The sequence below is a fragment of the Nocardia donostiensis genome (genome assembly GCF_002081715.1).
Taxonomy (GTDB): Bacteria; Actinomycetota; Actinomycetes; order Mycobacteriales; family Mycobacteriaceae; genus Nocardia; species Nocardia donostiensis.
On record NZ_MUKP01000013.1, the window covers coordinates 103,768 to 118,598 of the forward strand.

A 14,831-nucleotide genomic window follows, 5' to 3' on the forward strand; every position below is an offset into this window, starting at 1 on the left:
GTTTCCATGGGGGTGGCACGCCCGGTGGCCGGGGGACACGCGTGTGTGAGCAGGGCGACGCAGACGCGGCGGGCAGCGTCTGGGAGTCTGGAGGCGTGAATCCGTCAACAGCGCAAGCGCGGGTTGTCGTCGACGAACTCGTCCGCGGCGGTGTCCGGGACGTCGTCCTGTGTCCCGGCTCCCGCAACGCACCGCTGGCATTCGCCCTGCAGGCCGCCGACGCCGCGGGACGGTTACGGCTGCATATGCGTATCGACGAACGCACAGCCGGTTTTCTCGCGGTCGGTATCGCTATCGCCTCTGGCGCCCCTGTCCCGGTGGTGATGACCTCCGGGACCGCGGTGGCCAATCTGGGCCCGGCCGTTCTGGAAGCCAATTACGCCCGGGTTCCGCTCATCGTGCTCAGCGCCAACCGGCCCTACGAAATGCTGGGCACCGGCGCCAATCAGACGGTGGAACAATTCGGGCTGTTCGGCAGTCAGGTGCGCGCGGCGATCAGCCTCGGCCTGGCCGAAACCGAGCCCGGCGACGGCGGGTCGAGCGGACCGTACGCCCAGCAGAACAGCGTCTGGCGCTCGGCAGTGTGCCGGGTACTCGCGGCCGCGCGCGGCACCCGCTCCGGGAACGCCGGGCCGGTCCATTTCGATATCCCGCTGCGAGAACCACTCGTCCCCGACTTCGCACCCGAGGAGCAGGCGCCCGCGGGCCGCGCCGACGATCAGCCCTGGACAGCCACTCAGTACGCCACGCTCGACGTGCCGCTCGAAATCGATCTGACCCCGGACACGGTCGTCGTCTCCGGCCACGGCGCAGGCCTGCGCCCGGAACTCGCGGCATTGCCCACCGTCGCCGAACCGACCGCACCCATGCACGGGCCTGCCCTGCACCCGCTGGCGCTGCCGCTGCTGAAACCGCGTCAGGCGATCATCACCGGCCGCCCGACACTGCACCGTCAGGTAGCGAAAGTGCTGGCCGACCCGTCGGTCACCGTCTACGCGTTGACCACCGGACCGCGCTGGCCCGATGTCTCCGGCAACGTGGTCGGCACCGGGACCCGCGCGATTACCAGCGGCGCGCCCAGCGAACAGTGGCTAGAGCGGTGCCGCGAACTAGACGCGCAGGCACGGCGGGTGGTGCGCGAGGAGATCGCCCGGCATCCCAAACCCACCGGCCTGCATGTGGCCGCCGTGGTGATGGACGCGCTACGCGAGGGTGACCAACTGTTGCTCGGCGCATCCAACCCGGTCCGGGACGCCGCCCTGGTCTCCTATCCGCGTCCTGGGGTCACCGTGCTGTCCAACCGTGGTGTGGCCGGTATCGACGGGACCGTATCGTCGGCCGTCGGCGCGGCGCTGCGCCATCCGGGCCGCACCGTCGCGCTGATCGGCGACCTCACCTTCCTGCACGATGCGGCCGGGCTGTTGATCGGGCGCGGGGAACCACGACCTGCCGATCTGACCATCATCGTCGCCAACGACGACGGCGGCGGCATCTTCGAACTGCTCGAACAGGGCGACCCGCAGTACGCGGGCGTTTTCGAGCGGGTCTTCGGCACCCCGCACGGGATGGACCTGGCGGCGCTGTGCGCGGCCTACCGCATCCCGCACCGCCAGGTGGATCCCGGCGAACTGGCCGCAGAACTCACCGGCAGCGCGCCAGGCATCCGGGTGCTCGAAGTGCTCACCGAACGCGTCGGACTGCGTGAACTGCACGCCACCGTGAAAGCCAAGATCGGCCCGTAATCACTCCTGGCCGGGGTATTCGTCCTCCAGATCGCCGTACTCGTCCTCCAGTGGCACCGAGATGGACTGTTCGACGATATCGGCGGTGTTGGCGTTCCAGTTGTCGCGCAGGCTGGGACCGGGTTCGACGTCGGTGGCAGCGGTGTCCTCGGGAAAGGCGCCGGAGTCGATATCGGAGTACGCGGGGTCGTCGGGATAGGCCGGGACCGACTGCTCGGCGAGATCGGCTTCCGGCACCTCGTCCACCGTGCGGGGCGTGCGATCGATCATCGTGGGCTCCTCTCCGCGTTTTCCTATGAGGGGTTTCCTCTACCGAGGGGTAAGCCTCGATCGATGCTTACCCAGGTAACGGGGAAACAGTCCGGCGCTGTCGAGGATGCTCCGCACCGCCGGATCGGGCAACCCGCGACGATGTGGTCTCACTCACCGATCTCGGGCGTGTCGCTGACCGGCGGCAGCACGGCGATGACGGCGAAACACGCAGGTCGAAACGGGTTCCGCCCTACTGATCGGTCGCTTACGCTGTGCGGATGGCCGAATTCGAGGTGGTACGCCAGATCACGATCGCGGCCGAACCGGCACGCGTGCACGGACTGATCAACGACTTCCACAACTGGGCCCAGTGGTCACCCTGGGAGGATCTCGACCCCGAACTGCGCCGGATGTACAGCGGCCCGGACACCGGGACGGGGGCGCGCTACGCCTGGGAGGGCAACCGTAAGGCGGGCAGCGGCACCATGGAGATCACCTCCAGCTCCGATCGGGAGATCAGGGTGCGGGTGTCGTTCGAGCGGCCGTGGCGGGCCACCAACACCGCCACGTTCACCCTGAATCCGGCTACCACCGGCGGTACCGATGTGGTGTGGCGGATGAACGGCGAGCAGACGGGGGTGATGGCTCTGCTCGGCCGGGTCATGCCGATGGACCGGCTGGTCGGCAAGGATTTCGAGAAGGGGCTGGCCCGGCTGCGGGCGGCCGCCGAAGCCGCCGCGGACTGATTGCCGCCGAGCGCATTAGGCTGCGAACATGGCTACCGCAGCGCATTGGATCGAGGGTGCCCGGCTCCGCACTCTGCCGAACGCTATCGCCCCGGTCCTCGCGGGAACCGGCGCCGCCGCCTCGCTGGACGCTGCGGCGTGGTGGAAAGCCGTGCTGGCGCTGGTCGTTTCGCTGGCGTTGATCATCGGTGTCAACTACGCCAACGATTACTCCGATGGGGTGCGCGGCACCGATGACGAACGGGTCGGCCCGCTGCGGCTGGTCGGTTCTGGCCTGGCCTCCCCTACCGCGGTCCGCGGCGCCGCGATTGCCAGCCTGACCGTCGGCGCGGTGTTCGGGCTGGTGCTGGCGCTGACGACGGCGCGGTGGTTGCTGCTGATCGGCGCGGCCTGCCTGGCAGGCGCCTGGTTCTACACCGGTGGGCGCAAACCGTACGGTTACAGCGGTTTCGGCGAAATCGCGGTTTTCGTTTTCTTCGGCCTGGTGGCCGTATTGGGCACCGAGTTCGTACAGGCGGAGCGGATCGAGTGGGCCGGGGCGGTGCTCGCCGTCGGTGTCGGCGCGTTCTCCAGCGCGGTGCTGGTCGCCAATAATCTGCGCGATATCCCCACTGACACCGAATCCGGAAAGACCACCCTCGCGGTGAAACTCGGCGATCCACGCACCCGCACCCTGCATCTGGTGCTGCTGGTGGTTCCGTTCCTGGCGACGCTGCTGCTGGTGGTGCGCACCCCGTGGGCGCTGGCCGGGTTGCTCGCCGTCCCGTTGGCGGTCCGTGCGAACAACCCGGTCCGTTCCGGCGGTAACGGGCTGGAACTCATTCCCGCATTGCGCGATTCCGGTCTCGCCTTGCTGGTCTGGTCCGCGGTGAGCGCGCTGGCGCTCGGGTTCGGCTGACCGTCGGGCTTTCAGTCCCGGTCCGGCACCAGGATGCCGAGCACCCAGTTGACGACCGTAATGATGATCGCGCCGATCAACGCGGCCCAGAATCCATCGATGCGCAACCCGTACTCGGTGAACTCGGTGATCCACGCGGTCAGCCACAGCATGAGCGCGTTGATCACCAGCAGGAACAGTCCGAGCGTGACAATCACCAGCGGCAGCGAAAGCAGTTTCACTATCGGTTTGATCAACGCGTTGACCACGGTGAACACCACCGCGACAGCGAGCAGGACGATGATCTTCGCCCCGTTGCCCTGATCTTCCGGACTGACGATGTCGATCTTGTCGACCCAGCTCGCCGCCAGCCAGATGGCGAACGCGGTGATGATCAATCTGAGCACAAGCTGCATGCAGACATGCTAGGCCGATTCCACCCATAACGGCTGGCACACCGGCGAATCGGCGCAGTCAGGCCACGCGGTCGAGCAGCCCGTGCACGCGCTCACGCAGCACGGCGATACCGGCGGCGTCGCCGAGGAGCGCCGATGTGGTGGCGTTGGGCGCGCGCAGGATACCGAGCAGCACATGTGCTGATTCGATGGTTTTGTCCTTACGTGCCAGCGCTTCGCGCAGCGACAGTTCCAGTACTTTCTTCGCGTCCCCGGTGAACGGGATATGGCCGGAGTTCAGCGATTTGCCCCAGCCGAACAGGCCGCGCCGCTGCGGCGGGGTGGCCCGGTCGAGCGCGTCGGCGCCGAAACTTGCCTCCAGGCTGTCGCGTACGGCGTCGAGATCGATGCCGATGGAGCGCAGCGCATCCGCGTCCTCGCTACCGAGCGGCGCGTGCTTGCCGCGCTCGGCGAGGGTGCCGCGCACGCCGTCACGGGTGAGTCCCGCCTGCTCCAGCAGCGCCACCAGCTCGGGTTCGCTCTGGGACAGCAGGCCGAGCAGCACGTGCTCGACGCGGATGTGCGGGGAACGTAGCTCGCGCGCGTCCTCTTGCGCCATGACGACGACCATCCTGGCGTTCTTGCTGAACCTTTCGAACATTAGCGGCCCCTGCCCTTCCGGTTGTACTTCTGATGCACTGCCTGCTTGCTGACCTCGAGCGCGTCGGCGATCGCCTGCCACGACCAGCCTTGGTCCCTGGCATTAGCCACCTGTATCGCTTCCAGCCGTTCCAGCAGCCGCCGCAGCGCCAGCACCGCCCGCAGACCCTCTTTCGGATCCGGGCTGCCCGCCGCCGCGGCCAACGTGGTTGCTTCTGTCATGACGTCAATTTTGGTTGACAACCCCCAAGCTTGTCAACAAAAATTGACACATCTCGCCGGCGTTTGCATCGGCGGAACACAGAAACCGCGGCCAAGTAAGAACGGGACGCCGAGGTCACACACGGCCGCAAAAAAGACGGAGATACACCCGGAGCGAAGGCGGAGGTAGTCGTCAGTCGCGCCAGGCGCCGGTGGCGCGGAAGAACTCGACGGTGGCGGTGGGGGCGGCCAGGTCCAAACCGCGGGCGGCGACCCAGTCGTCGTCGTAGTAGCTGTTCGCGTAGCGGTCCCCGCCGTCGCAGAGCAGGGTCACCACGCTGCCGCTGCGGCCGCGGTCGAGCATGTCGGCGATCAACGCGAACGCGCCCCACAGGTTCGTTCCGGTCGAACCGCCGACGCGGCGGCCCAGTACGCGACTGGCGTGCCGTGCGGTGGCGATGGATGCGGCGTCGGGAACCTCCATCATCCGGTCCACTACCTCGGCGACGAACGATGGTTCGATACGGGGTCTGCCGATACCTTCGATCCGCGACGGCATCCCGGTCTGGTAGCCGGGGTCACCGGTTTCGTAACCGCCGAAGAACGCGGAGTTCTCTGGGTCGACCACGGCCAGCCGGGTGGCGTGGCGACGGTAGCGGATATAGCGGCCGATGGTGGCGCTGGTGCCGCCGGTGCCCGCGCCCACCACGATCCATTCCGGTATCGGGTGGGTTTCCAGCACCATTTGCTCGAAGATCGATTCGGCGATGTTGTTGTTACCGCGCCAGTCGGTGGCGCGTTCGGCGTTGGTGAACTGGTCCAGGTAGTGGCCGCCGCATTCGGCAGCCAGCCGGGCCGCCTCGGTGTACATATCGGGTGGTCGTTGCACGAAATGGCAGCGTCCGCCTTGAGCCTCGATCAACGCGACTTTCTGCGGTGAGGTGTTCGCGGGCATCACCGCGACGAAATCCAGTCCGAGCATTTTCGCGAAATATGCCTCGCTCACTGCGGTGGATCCCGACGAGGCCTCCACAACCGTGGTGTTTTCGGTGATCCAGCCGTTGCACAGCGCGTACAGGAACAGTGAACGCGCCAGCCGATGCTTGAGGCTGCCGGTGATATGGGTGGACTCGTCCTTGAGGTACAGCTGGATATTCCACTCCGGCGGCAGCGGGTAGCGCAGTAGGTGGGTGTCCGCACTGCGCTGGGTGTCGGCGTCGATCAGCCGTATAGCGTTGTCGACCCAGTCACGTGGCGCTGGGCGGTCGACCGATTTCACACGCCGCCGTCCCGCTCGGCTGATTCGCCGGTTTCGCCGCGCAGCCGGGCACGTAATTGGGCCTTGTCCTGCCTGCGGCGTTCGTCGACCGCGGCGATGTCCTCGTTGACCTTGGCACGCAGCCCCTTGAACAGCACCAGCGACAGCGGCATCACGATGATCAGCGCGAACAGCGCGGCGACAATGAGCGGCACTTCGACCGAGAACAGGCGGGCGCCGAACAGGATCACCGCGGTGACGGCCACCACCAGACCGAGTCGCGCCAAGGTGTAGAGCCCCAGGTTGCGGGCCAGTCGCTTGCCTGCGGATCCCCCCGTTTGCCCGGCGGGTGCTCCGCCTGATCCAGATGCCTTACTCACACCGTCCAGCCTAATGGACGCAGCCGAGCCGCAGACCCACCCGCAGACCCACTCGCTGGAGCGAACACGGAGGTACGCAGGCCGCACGCCCCGCAACAAAAGCGGCAGCCGGGCATACCCCACCCAGCCGTGCAAACAAGGGAGGTGACAGAAATGCGCATGGCCGGAGCGGAGGCGGAGGTACGCCCGTTTTGTCTATTACCTCCCCTTTACCAACTGTGGGTAGTTCGAGTACCTAGGGGTCGCGGTGCCACTATGTCGACATCTGATGAGGGAAGTTGTCGAATACGGAGAGGTTTGCCATGACCGCGATCACCGTCGGCAGCCAGGACACCCTGCTGACGCCGGGCCAGGTTGCCGCCCTGTTCCATGTCGATCCGAAAACGGTCACCCGTTGGGCGCATGCCGGTCGCCTCGGGTCGCTACGCACCCCGGGTGGGCATCGCCGGTTCCGGGAATCGGAGGTCATGCAGCTGCTCGAGTCGCTCACCACAGAAGCGACCCGACGCTGACGTGTGCGCGTGGGCCGGTCACGGGTCTACCCTCGATGTCAGGAGGTGGACGACGTGACGTACCTGTTGGCGCTCATCGCGATTGTGGCTGTCGCGGTGCTGTGCTGGAAGGCATTCGGCCCCGAGCGGACAGCGACACCGCCCGGCCCGGCCCGTAAGCGCATCATCGGCCCGGATGACGACCCCGAATTCCTCTGGCGTATTTCTCGTCAACAACATCGCGATACCGATCCGGGGTCGGCCGAACGCTGATCCGCCGAGTCCGGTCCGATACCCGTTTCACGTTCTCCGAATCCGTTCGCCTCGCTCGGTCTCGCCGCAGTGCAGCGGCACGCGGCCTAGCGGGCTGGCATTCGACCCGCTCGCTGGTACCGGTCGGCTGATGCTGCGCGGAGCGAGTTGCGGTCAGCTCAGTCCCGCGTAGCTGTGCAAACCGCTGATCACCATGTTGATGATGAATGCCTATCTTGGCGTTTGCTGTTGTCGGCGCGTTTAGGCGTGGGTAACAAATACGCAGGTAGGCGCGTTGTTCATCGTTGGCCTGTTTAGCCCTCTCTCGGCACTACTGCGTACCCTCTGCGTACCGAAGCGCCAGTCAGACAGACGGCCGGGGTACTCGGTGTGAGTACCCCAGCCGGTTTCGGTGATCGCCGTAGCACTCCGGGTCACCCTCGAGGGTCGGAATTGAAGTCCGCCCCTTTGGTCGGCGTCGGCAAGATGGTCGGCGCCACTTTGCGGGATCACGCAAAGTTCCTGGTGTGAGTTGCGCTCATCCCAGGTTGTCGGCGTCGGCTATCCCTCGTCGCGGTCGGCGGAACCCTCCCGTGCTTGGCGTTCGGGCCAGAACAGCCATGTCGTCAGCCCGACCAGAGCCAGCACCAACAGCACCAGGGCTATGTCTGCGCCCGTCACTGTTCGTCCTCGAGGTCGAGCACGGGCCAGCGGTAGCCGCGGGGGTAGGTGCGCATCGGGGTGATGAGTTCGGCCAGGTCGGTGACGATGTGGCGCACGGCGTCGATGTGGGCGAAGTTCGGGACGACGACGGCTGCGGCTCCGTGCTCGTAGATGTGTTGGGCGATGATGAGCCCGGCCACCAGCGGGCCGGTATCGAGTGCGACTGTGAACACGAGTCGGTAGCCGTGCCGTTCGGCGAGCGTGTGCAGGTCCGCACCGCTGCCGTGAATGCCTCGGTTGACCAACCCGAGCGCCTTGTTGTCCCCGAACATTTCGCCCCTTGATGCCCCGACCCATCCGCGTATGGCAGGCACCCGGCGCCGGGGAGTCGGGGCCGTCGACCCGGCGCCGGATGCTGCTTCAACCTTGTCCGGCCAGATGTCTGCGAAGTGCCACAACCTGTGGCACCGTTGAGGCATGGACGACGTGAGCGTCGGCGCGCGGACCGCCAGGGCACGCAAACTCGCGCGACTCACACAACCTCAGCTCGCGCAGAAAGCGAACGTGTCGCTGTCGCTGCTACGGAAAGTCGAGCAAGGATCTCGGCCCGCTTCCCCTGCCTTCATCGCGGCCGTGGCGCGCGTCCTGGGTGTCGGTATCGCCGACCTGACCGGCCAGCCTTACCCGCCCGAGCCGAACGACGCTGGCGCGCACGCCACTATCCCCGAGCTGCGCCGCGCGATTGTGGCTTTCAACGACGAACCACCCGCGTTTCCGCTCACCTTCGACGAACTCACCAGCACATTGGACCGGGTGCGGGAGGGGATGCGCCGCGCCCGATACAGCGATCTCACCGCTGACCTTCCCGACGTGATCCGCGGCCTGCACCTACTCGCCGAGGATGAGGCCGCGGGCCGTCACTTCGAGGAGATCCACTCTGCTCTTGCCTACGCCTACAGCAAGGCGATGCTGTTCGCCTACCAGTATGGCTACCTCGACCTTGCAGGGTTGGCGGCCGAACGCTGCGTGTGGGCGGCCGAACGCAGCGGGGACCAGGTGTGGCCGATCGCGGCCGAGTACAACCGGGCGTTGATCCTGCTATCCTCCGGCGCCTACAGCGGTGGGCAACGGATCATCCAACGCGCCTACGCGGCCAGTGAGGGACTGGAGACCACACCGGACCTCCTGGCCGTGCGCGGTGCGCTGCATCTGCGGGGGTCGATCCTGTCCGCTCGCGCGCTCGACGCCGACACCGCCGAATCACACCTGAGCGAGGCGCGGAGCATCGCGGCGGCCCTCGCTGGGACTCGGTATCGCAACTACGGGACTGGGTTCCGCCCGTCGAACGTCGATATCCATTCTGTGGCTGTCCCGGTCGAACTGTCGGACTATACGACCGCGGTCACTCGCGCCGAGCGGATCCAGCTACCCGCATCGGTCGCGCCGTCACGGGTCGGGCACCACTACATAGACCTGTCACGCGCGTGGCTATTGCACGGAGACAAACAGCGGGCTCTGGCCAGCCTGGAGAAGGCTCGCGCCGCAGCGCCCGAGCTGACCCGCAACCATCCCCAAGTGCACGAGACCATACGCGCCCTGGCCCACGCCCGACGCAGCACTGATCCCCTGACACGCTTCGCGAAGTGGGCGAACATCAGGGTCTGACCAGGAATCTGTCACAGTGACGACTGGTATCCACCGAGCTAAGCCAGGCTTAGGGCAGCCATGCCGATCAGCAGCACGGTTGCCGGGGAAGGGGCAGTCAGATTGGCACCCCCTTGAAGCGTGTGGCGCTGGCCTACCGTTGCCCGCGGAGCAACAGTTGAGCGTGAGCCGGGCTCACTCGCAAGGGGTGTCGGTTCGGCGGACACCCTCACCTCGGGAATCCCCAGGCCTGTAACCGGCCGGAACGTCTAAGCCCATGGGGGCGCGTCCGGGGGTCGTGGGGGGTCACCCCGGTGCCCGTGGAAAAAAATTCCGTAGGGGGTATTGCCCTATGCCGAGGGAGGCCGGCATGGCCACCGAGAGGTCACCCCCAGGGGCCCGCTGCGGTGGCGCTGGGAACCGTAGACGGGAAAGAATGCAGCATCTACCCGTGCGGACGAGCGACCCAGGGCACGGGGTTGGTGCCCTGCTGCCCTGGGTCGCGTGTGGTGTGGGTTAGCTGCCGCTCGGTACGCCGATGCGGACCACGGCCGTTTCGTGGGGGAACGCGAACGCCACGCGCATGGTGGCACGCACGCCTACCCGGTCGGACGAGAAGTAGGCGTCTTCGGAGATGGCGAGCGAGGTGTCGTTGCGCAACACGGTGAACGAGTAGTCGCGCGGGATACCCCAGATATCGCCATTGGTGACGTAGGGGGAAGTCAGCAGAGGCACACCGAGGACGGTTCGCGCGCCGGGTGCCGACGGGTCGGGGCCCAACAGTGGCTTGTTGCTGCCGCTGGCTTCCTTGAGCTTGGCCAACTCCAGCGCGGTGTCCGGGTGGGTGACAAAGCTGGTGATCTGCGCGCCGACGTTCTCCGCCTTGCTGATCGCCTCGGCGAACACATCAGTGTTGGTGATGCCGGAACCGATGTCCACGGTCTGATGTAGCGTGCCGCCGATACCGTTGGGGCCGTTGGGGACGGTGACACCGAAAAACGCGGAATCGACCTTGGCGACGATATCGCGGACCAGGCCGGCGCCGACGATGTTGAGGGCATTGGGGTTGCTGTCCGCGGCCAGCTCGTTTGTCACGATGGTGAGGCCGGCGACCTTCTTCGGAGTGACCTCGAGCTCGTCGAAATCCTGGTCTGACGGGGTGATCTCCTGACCTTCCGGGGTCCACGCGGCGGACGGGTCGGCGGTGACGATCGGGAACTTGGCTGTGGTCGAATCGGTGGACCAGATGGTGGTGGCCTGGAATGCGACCGACTGGCGCTCGACCGGCTGGACGATGAGCTGGTGAATCTGCTCGGGAAGTAGACCGCCGATGCCGGATGAAGAGGTGGAGACAGCCATGGTGGCTCGCCTTTCGGATTGCGGGGAATGGGAATCCGGTGGGCTACAAGCCGCTTCCGGTTGCCCCGCTGGGGCGAGCGTGACGCGATCCTCGGCTACCGGCCGGATGGGATCGCGTCACCTCACATTCTAGTCCCTGCCCAGGGCGCTACCGAACGCCGATTTCCAGGAAGTTCTGCGCTCCAACTCCCGGCCCAGGCCGGACACCAGGCTGGCCGGTGGGGCGATGGGCGGCCGGTGCTTCCTCCAGTGCGGGCGCTGCTCGAGCAGTTCGGCCACGGCTGCCTTGACCTTCTCCGGGTCGACCGCGCCGCCCTTGCCGCGGAGGGCATCGAGTTCGGTTCCCGCTACCCAGAGGTCGGCCGGGTCGGCAAGGTGATCGGCCACCAGGCGTTCCACCTCCGCACGCTCGTAGGCGGTGACACGCTCACGAAGTTGATCGCGCTCGGTTTCGGTGTCGCGCAGCTGGCGCCGGTACTTCGCCGCTTCCCGGTTGCCGCTCTGCTGCTCGGTATCGGACTCGGTGACGGATGCCTCGGCTGTGGGAACCTCGGCGTCGGCTACGGCCTGGTCGGGGGTGGGCTGATCATTCATGGGTGGAACTCCTTCCGGTGTAGGGGCGGGTAACTTCCAGATGCTCGGCGACGCGCTCGATACCGTTCGGCGTCATCTCGTAATGGACGACTTCAACCGTGCCGGACGGGATGTCGTCGGGCGGTCGTGCACGGCGCGACACGATGTCACGCGGGGGTCGGTGGTACTCGGGCCAACCGTCGCGGTCGGGGTCCTGCTCGGCTCCCATGGGACTCCTTTCGAGGGGGGAGGGGGGACTAGGTCGGGGGGAGGGCTCGCCTATGCCGTGGGAGGCGGAGCAGCTGCCGTGGGAGGCGGAGCAGCTGCCGTGGGGGTCCCTCCCCAGGGGTCACGCCGCGCCTTCCTCGAGGGCGGGTGCGGTTACCTCTTGGCAGCGTCGGCACAGTCCGGTGTCGAGCCCGGCGTAACCGATGCTGTTGCCGCACACGGTGCACGGATCGCCGGGTTTCGCCGGGTTTCCGGCGGGATGCTGTCCGAAGGTGTCCGGACCCGTCCTTTTGGTGTCTGAACTGGGGATTTCGTTGGACGCCTTCGGATTCCCGGACGCCTTGAAGGTGTCCGGCGTTTTCAAGGTGTCCGACTGTTCATGCTGGTCAGAGTGATTTGGACGGGTTTGGACGCCTTCGGACGGTCTAGACGCGGACAAGTAGCGTTCGAACGCGTCGTGGAAGTCTTCGATCCGGTATCCGCGCTCGGTTTTCGCGGTGTTGTGTCCGGTCTTGATCCCGTACTCACGCAACCGGTGTCCGAGCTTGGACGGGGTCAGCTCGAATTGCTTCCATGGGGACTCTTCGATCTGGTGCAGTTGATCGCAGAGCACAGCGGATTTCAGGAACGAGACGTGCATCGAGGCGAACACATCCTTGATGTCGGCGAGCAGCTGCACGTTCGTCGAGGAGGCTTCGTCGTCGGCTCTGGCTTCCTCCACCATCGCTTTCGCGGCCCGACGCGCCATCTGCGGCCAGTCACCACCGGCCATGTCGGCCACCGACACCAACGGCTCCCAGACATCGGCGGCACGGTCTTCGACTCCGAGCGCATCCGGTTCGTGCCCTTCGAGATCCGGACTCACCGCGGCCGCCCATTCGGCGATCCGCAGACGCAGCTGCTCAAGTGGTGGTCGGTCGCGGCGGGTCCGGTAGGGCGCCACGGTTTCCGATGGCTTGCGGCGCCGCATCACCACCACTACCGCCCGGTCTTCGATGGTGTCGGGCATCCGGCCGATACCCGCGAGTGCGGCCATGGCGAACGTCTCGAACGTCATGGGCATGTGATTCGGTCCGACCGTGCGCCCGAACGGCAAACCACGCTGGAATCCGGCATTGAGCAACCCGCGCAGGTCTTCGTTCTGCTCGGCGACCTTCTTGCTCCCGAAGATCGTGTCGGCCTCGTCGAACAGCAACGTCGGGGGCGGATCGGCGTCGAGACTGCGGAAGATGTACGCGACGGTCGCATTCACCGCCCGCAACGGCTCATACACCAGCGCGTCGGCGACCTCGAGCAACCGAGACTTACCCGACCGTTTCTCGGGGGATCGGGCCACCAGCCGCGGGGCGTACTCGAAACACGGGGTCAGATGGGTTGTGACCACCCAGAGCGATACCGCAACCTCGGCGTGAGCGCTCGGCAGCACCACGTAACGGCGGAACGCGGCCCGCACGTCGTCGAGGATCTGCGCCCCGTCCAGCTGTGGCGTGTTCGGCTCCCGTCGCGCTCCCCGGACCACCAGATCGCCTATGTCGTAGTCCGCGGCGATGTGGTCGGACAGATCGTTGCCCGCCTTCGCCTCGGCGATATCGACACGCGCGGCGATGCCGGTCAGATGGTCAGCAACCAGCTGGGCCCGCTTCCGTCCCGCCTCGTCCTTGTCGGCGACGACTAGGACAGGGCGCCCCTGTAGCGGCGACCAGTCGGCCCGATCCGGCGGCGTGCTCGCGCCCTGGGCTTGGCTTACCGCGAACGCGCCCACGGCCCGGGCGGTATCGACGTCCTTCTCGCCTTCGACCACCAGCACCAGCGCACCGCGGTTTTCCGGCAGCTGATCCGATCCGTACAGAGCACGGCCCGTCTTGTTTCCCGACTGCGTGAAAGACTTCCGGCCCCCGCGGTAGGTCCGAACCACCTTCCGGCCATCCGGGTAGTCGTAGGGGACTTTCGGCCGGTCATAGAGGTCGCTCATAGTCAACCCGAGGTCGGCAAGCACCTGCTCGCGATCGCCGTTGTGGACGTAGATCACCACGCCCTTGGGGGTCTTGCGGAACGTGGTCCCCCGGTCGTCGGCTGAATGCCCCGGCGTGCTTGCCGATCCGTGGTCACCGCGGTCGACGACCGTGCACCCGTGCCGCTGCAGGGCCTCGACAAGTCGCTCGTATGCCGTCGTCACGCGACCTCCCCCTTACGCCGGGCCCGCCGGTCACACACCGGCCCACGATGTCGACGCACGGACACAGGGCTGGTCAACCAGGTCCCGCACACATCGCACTGAACCGCGAGACGAAAGGTGTTACCCCGCAATGCAGCCCGTAACAGCCGGTCAGCGGCGTCGATCACTCGCTCGTCGTAGTCGTCACCATCGGGTGGTACCGTGGCCTTGGGTGTCATCTCGGACTCCTTGTTTCGTTGAACGGCCCGCCCCCGCTTCGAGGGCGGGCCGTTGTGGTCTGAGGGGTGCCGGGACTACCCGGTTAGCTCTTTGTGCTGCTCGGCCGCTCCGGCCTCCTCGTCAGCCTCGGAGACACGTACGACCACGCACACCACCCAGCCGAGTTCGGGGTGATACCGCCACGCCGGGGAAACGCCCCGACCCATGACCGCGACACTCGTCGCCACGGCAAGCAACCGCTCCAGGCCATTGCCGCCGACGCCGAAGCGCGGGACCACGTGCACGGTGCCGTCGCGGTCGGTGCGGTCGATAACGGTGCCGATTCGCATCCATCCGTTCTCCACGGTGATATCTCCGTGCGGGTCACGGACGATGACGCCGAGGACTTCGGCGAGCTCGGGGGTAGTCGGCGCGCTCACCGGGCCACCTCCTCGTCCGCGGCCGGGGCGAACCAGTCGACCAGGTCGACACCGAGCAGCTGCGCCAGCAAGAGCAGCTGAGCGACGTTCCACGACTGCTTGCCGTCGAGATAGTCACCGAGCTGACGCAAGCTGATGTCGAGCGCGGCCGCGGTATCGGTGGGCATCAAGTCCGATGTCTCGATGCTGGCGGCGACACGGCGCCTGACTCGGGCCGCCTGATCTTCGGGGGTGGGGTGGTCTATCGTGGTGCTCATCAGGTCCTTCTTTCGCGAGTGGGTCTGTTTACCGGCCCG

At 66.6% G+C, this 14,831-nt stretch carries 20 protein-coding genes; 6 read left to right on the forward strand and 14 right to left on the reverse strand.

Features of this window, described 5'->3' with window-relative positions:
- Positions 1–95 precede the first annotated feature (95 nt).
- The gene (gene menD / locus B0T44_RS11465) at positions 96–1,742 is read left to right on the forward strand and encodes a 2-succinyl-5-enolpyruvyl-6-hydroxy-3-cyclohexene-1-carboxylic-acid synthase (protein ID WP_077119447.1); all 1,647 of its coding nucleotides are present in this window, start codon (positions 96–98) and stop codon (positions 1,740–1,742) included.
- Here the strand turns inward: menD and B0T44_RS11470 are convergent, their stop codons facing one another.
- Entirely contained in the window at positions 1,743–2,012 is a 270-nt protein-coding gene (locus B0T44_RS11470; protein WP_139347925.1) for an Rv3202a family protein, read from the reverse strand.
- A gap of 260 nt (positions 2,013–2,272) precedes the next feature.
- Here B0T44_RS11470 and B0T44_RS11475 point away from each other — a divergent pair, with 260 nt between their 5' ends.
- Entirely contained in the window at positions 2,273–2,740 is a 468-nt protein-coding gene (locus B0T44_RS11475) for an SRPBCC family protein (RefSeq protein ID WP_077119452.1), read from the forward strand.
- Between the two features lie 28 nt (positions 2,741–2,768).
- Entirely contained in the window at positions 2,769–3,638 is an 870-nt protein-coding gene (locus tag B0T44_RS11480; protein WP_077119454.1) for a 1,4-dihydroxy-2-naphthoate polyprenyltransferase, read from the forward strand.
- Between the two features lie 11 nt (positions 3,639–3,649).
- Here B0T44_RS11480 and B0T44_RS11485 read toward each other — a convergent pair whose 3' ends face one another.
- The 5 genes from B0T44_RS11485 to B0T44_RS11505 form a co-directional block, all read right to left on the reverse strand.
- A complete protein-coding gene (locus B0T44_RS11485) occupies positions 3,650–4,033 on the reverse strand; it encodes a phage holin family protein (protein ID WP_077119456.1) in 384 nt (127 codons plus the stop codon).
- A 58-nt stretch (positions 4,034–4,091) separates the two neighbouring features.
- Positions 4,092–4,673 (reverse strand): Clp protease N-terminal domain-containing protein, encoded by a 582-nt coding sequence (locus tag B0T44_RS11490; RefSeq protein WP_077119458.1) that lies wholly within the window; start codon positions 4,671–4,673, stop codon positions 4,092–4,094.
- Positions 4,673–4,894: a helix-turn-helix domain-containing protein gene (locus B0T44_RS11495; RefSeq protein ID WP_077119460.1), complete on the reverse strand. Its 222-nt coding sequence runs from the start codon at positions 4,892–4,894 to the stop codon at positions 4,673–4,675. The genes B0T44_RS11490 and B0T44_RS11495 overlap by 1 nt, the downstream gene beginning before the upstream one ends.
- 172 nt (positions 4,895–5,066) lie before the next feature.
- Entirely contained in the window at positions 5,067–6,152 is a 1,086-nt protein-coding gene (cds1, locus tag B0T44_RS11500; protein WP_077119462.1) for an L-cysteine desulfhydrase Cds1, read from the reverse strand.
- Positions 6,149–6,511: a DUF4229 domain-containing protein gene (locus tag B0T44_RS11505; protein WP_077119464.1), complete on the reverse strand. Its 363-nt coding sequence runs from the start codon at positions 6,509–6,511 to the stop codon at positions 6,149–6,151. Before B0T44_RS11505 ends, cds1 begins: the two co-directional genes overlap by 4 nt.
- A 302-nt stretch (positions 6,512–6,813) precedes the next feature.
- Between B0T44_RS11505 and B0T44_RS11510 the strand changes: the two genes are divergently transcribed.
- Together B0T44_RS11510 and B0T44_RS11515 are read left to right on the forward strand one after the other, a co-directional pair.
- Positions 6,814–7,023, forward strand: a complete 210-nt coding sequence (locus B0T44_RS11510; RefSeq protein ID WP_077119466.1) for a BldC family transcriptional regulator — start codon at positions 6,814–6,816, stop codon at positions 7,021–7,023.
- Between the two features lie 54 nt (positions 7,024–7,077).
- Positions 7,078–7,275 (forward strand): hypothetical protein, encoded by a 198-nt coding sequence (locus tag B0T44_RS11515; protein ID WP_077119557.1) that lies wholly within the window; start codon positions 7,078–7,080, stop codon positions 7,273–7,275.
- 656 nt (positions 7,276–7,931) lie between these two features.
- Here the strand turns inward: B0T44_RS11515 and B0T44_RS11520 are convergent.
- The gene (locus B0T44_RS11520) at positions 7,932–8,249 is read right to left on the reverse strand and encodes a hypothetical protein (protein ID WP_254854226.1); all 318 of its coding nucleotides are present in this window, start codon (positions 8,247–8,249) and stop codon (positions 7,932–7,934) included.
- Positions 8,250–8,394: 145 nt separating this feature from the next.
- On the opposite strand from B0T44_RS11520, the gene B0T44_RS11525 reads away from it, so the two are divergent.
- A complete protein-coding gene (locus B0T44_RS11525) occupies positions 8,395–9,582 on the forward strand; it encodes a helix-turn-helix domain-containing protein (protein ID WP_077119468.1) in 1,188 nt (395 codons plus the stop codon).
- Positions 9,583–10,077: 495 nt separating this feature from the next.
- Here the strand turns inward: B0T44_RS11525 and B0T44_RS11530 are convergent, their stop codons facing one another.
- From B0T44_RS11530 to B0T44_RS11555, 7 genes are all read right to left on the reverse strand, one after another.
- On the reverse strand, positions 10,078–10,920 hold the full coding sequence (locus B0T44_RS11530) for a phage major capsid protein (RefSeq protein ID WP_077119470.1): 843 nt from the start codon (positions 10,918–10,920) through the stop codon (positions 10,078–10,080).
- A gap of 129 nt (positions 10,921–11,049) precedes the next feature.
- Positions 11,050–11,514, reverse strand: coding sequence for a hypothetical protein (locus B0T44_RS11535; protein ID WP_077119472.1), 465 nt, complete (start codon positions 11,512–11,514; stop codon positions 11,050–11,052).
- A complete protein-coding gene (locus B0T44_RS11540; protein WP_077119474.1) occupies positions 11,507–11,722 on the reverse strand; it encodes a hypothetical protein in 216 nt (71 codons plus the stop codon). Before B0T44_RS11540 ends, B0T44_RS11535 begins: the two co-directional genes overlap by 8 nt.
- Before the next feature lie 120 nt (positions 11,723–11,842).
- A complete protein-coding gene (locus B0T44_RS11545; protein ID WP_077119476.1) occupies positions 11,843–13,897 on the reverse strand; it encodes a DUF3631 domain-containing protein in 2,055 nt (684 codons plus the stop codon).
- On the reverse strand, positions 13,894–14,115 hold the full coding sequence (locus tag B0T44_RS28555; RefSeq protein ID WP_367946999.1) for a DUF6011 domain-containing protein: 222 nt from the start codon (positions 14,113–14,115) through the stop codon (positions 13,894–13,896). Before B0T44_RS28555 ends, B0T44_RS11545 begins: the two co-directional genes overlap by 4 nt.
- 75 nt (positions 14,116–14,190) lie before the next feature.
- Positions 14,191–14,535, reverse strand: coding sequence for a hypothetical protein (locus tag B0T44_RS11550; protein ID WP_077119478.1), 345 nt, complete (start codon positions 14,533–14,535; stop codon positions 14,191–14,193).
- Complete coding sequence (locus tag B0T44_RS11555; RefSeq protein ID WP_077119480.1) at positions 14,532–14,792, reverse strand: hypothetical protein; 261 nt, start codon at positions 14,790–14,792, stop codon at positions 14,532–14,534. Before B0T44_RS11555 ends, B0T44_RS11550 begins: the two co-directional genes overlap by 4 nt.
- Positions 14,793–14,831: the final 39 nt, after the last annotated feature.

Bases quoted from the DNA above. Each gene is read 5' to 3' on its own strand.
- B0T44_RS11470 (WP_139347925.1), bottom strand. From the start codon at position 2,012: ATGATCGATCGCACGCCCCGCACGGTGGACGAGGTGCCGGAAGCCGAT.
- B0T44_RS11475 (WP_077119452.1), top strand. From the start codon at position 2,273: ATGGCCGAATTCGAGGTGGTACGCCAGATCACGATCGCGGCCGAACCG.
- B0T44_RS11480 (WP_077119454.1), top strand. From the start codon at position 2,769: ATGGCTACCGCAGCGCATTGGATCGAGGGTGCCCGGCTCCGCACTCTG.
- B0T44_RS11485 (WP_077119456.1), bottom strand. From the start codon at position 4,033: ATGCAGCTTGTGCTCAGATTGATCATCACCGCGTTCGCCATCTGGCTG.
- B0T44_RS11490 (WP_077119458.1), bottom strand. From the start codon at position 4,673: ATGTTCGAAAGGTTCAGCAAGAACGCCAGGATGGTCGTCGTCATGGCG.
- B0T44_RS11495 (WP_077119460.1), bottom strand. From the start codon at position 4,894: ATGACAGAAGCAACCACGTTGGCCGCGGCGGCGGGCAGCCCGGATCCG.
- B0T44_RS11510 (WP_077119466.1), top strand. From the start codon at position 6,814: ATGACCGCGATCACCGTCGGCAGCCAGGACACCCTGCTGACGCCGGGC.
- B0T44_RS11520 (WP_254854226.1), bottom strand. From the start codon at position 8,249: ATGTTCGGGGACAACAAGGCGCTCGGGTTGGTCAACCGAGGCATTCAC.
- B0T44_RS11525 (WP_077119468.1), top strand. From the start codon at position 8,395: ATGGACGACGTGAGCGTCGGCGCGCGGACCGCCAGGGCACGCAAACTC.
- B0T44_RS11530 (WP_077119470.1), bottom strand. From the start codon at position 10,920: ATGGCTGTCTCCACCTCTTCATCCGGCATCGGCGGTCTACTTCCCGAG.
- B0T44_RS11535 (WP_077119472.1), bottom strand. From the start codon at position 11,514: ATGAATGATCAGCCCACCCCCGACCAGGCCGTAGCCGACGCCGAGGTT.
- B0T44_RS11540 (WP_077119474.1), bottom strand. From the start codon at position 11,722: ATGGGAGCCGAGCAGGACCCCGACCGCGACGGTTGGCCCGAGTACCAC.
- B0T44_RS28555 (WP_367946999.1), bottom strand. From the start codon at position 14,115: ATGACACCCAAGGCCACGGTACCACCCGATGGTGACGACTACGACGAG.
- B0T44_RS11555 (WP_077119480.1), bottom strand. From the start codon at position 14,792: ATGAGCACCACGATAGACCACCCCACCCCCGAAGATCAGGCGGCCCGA.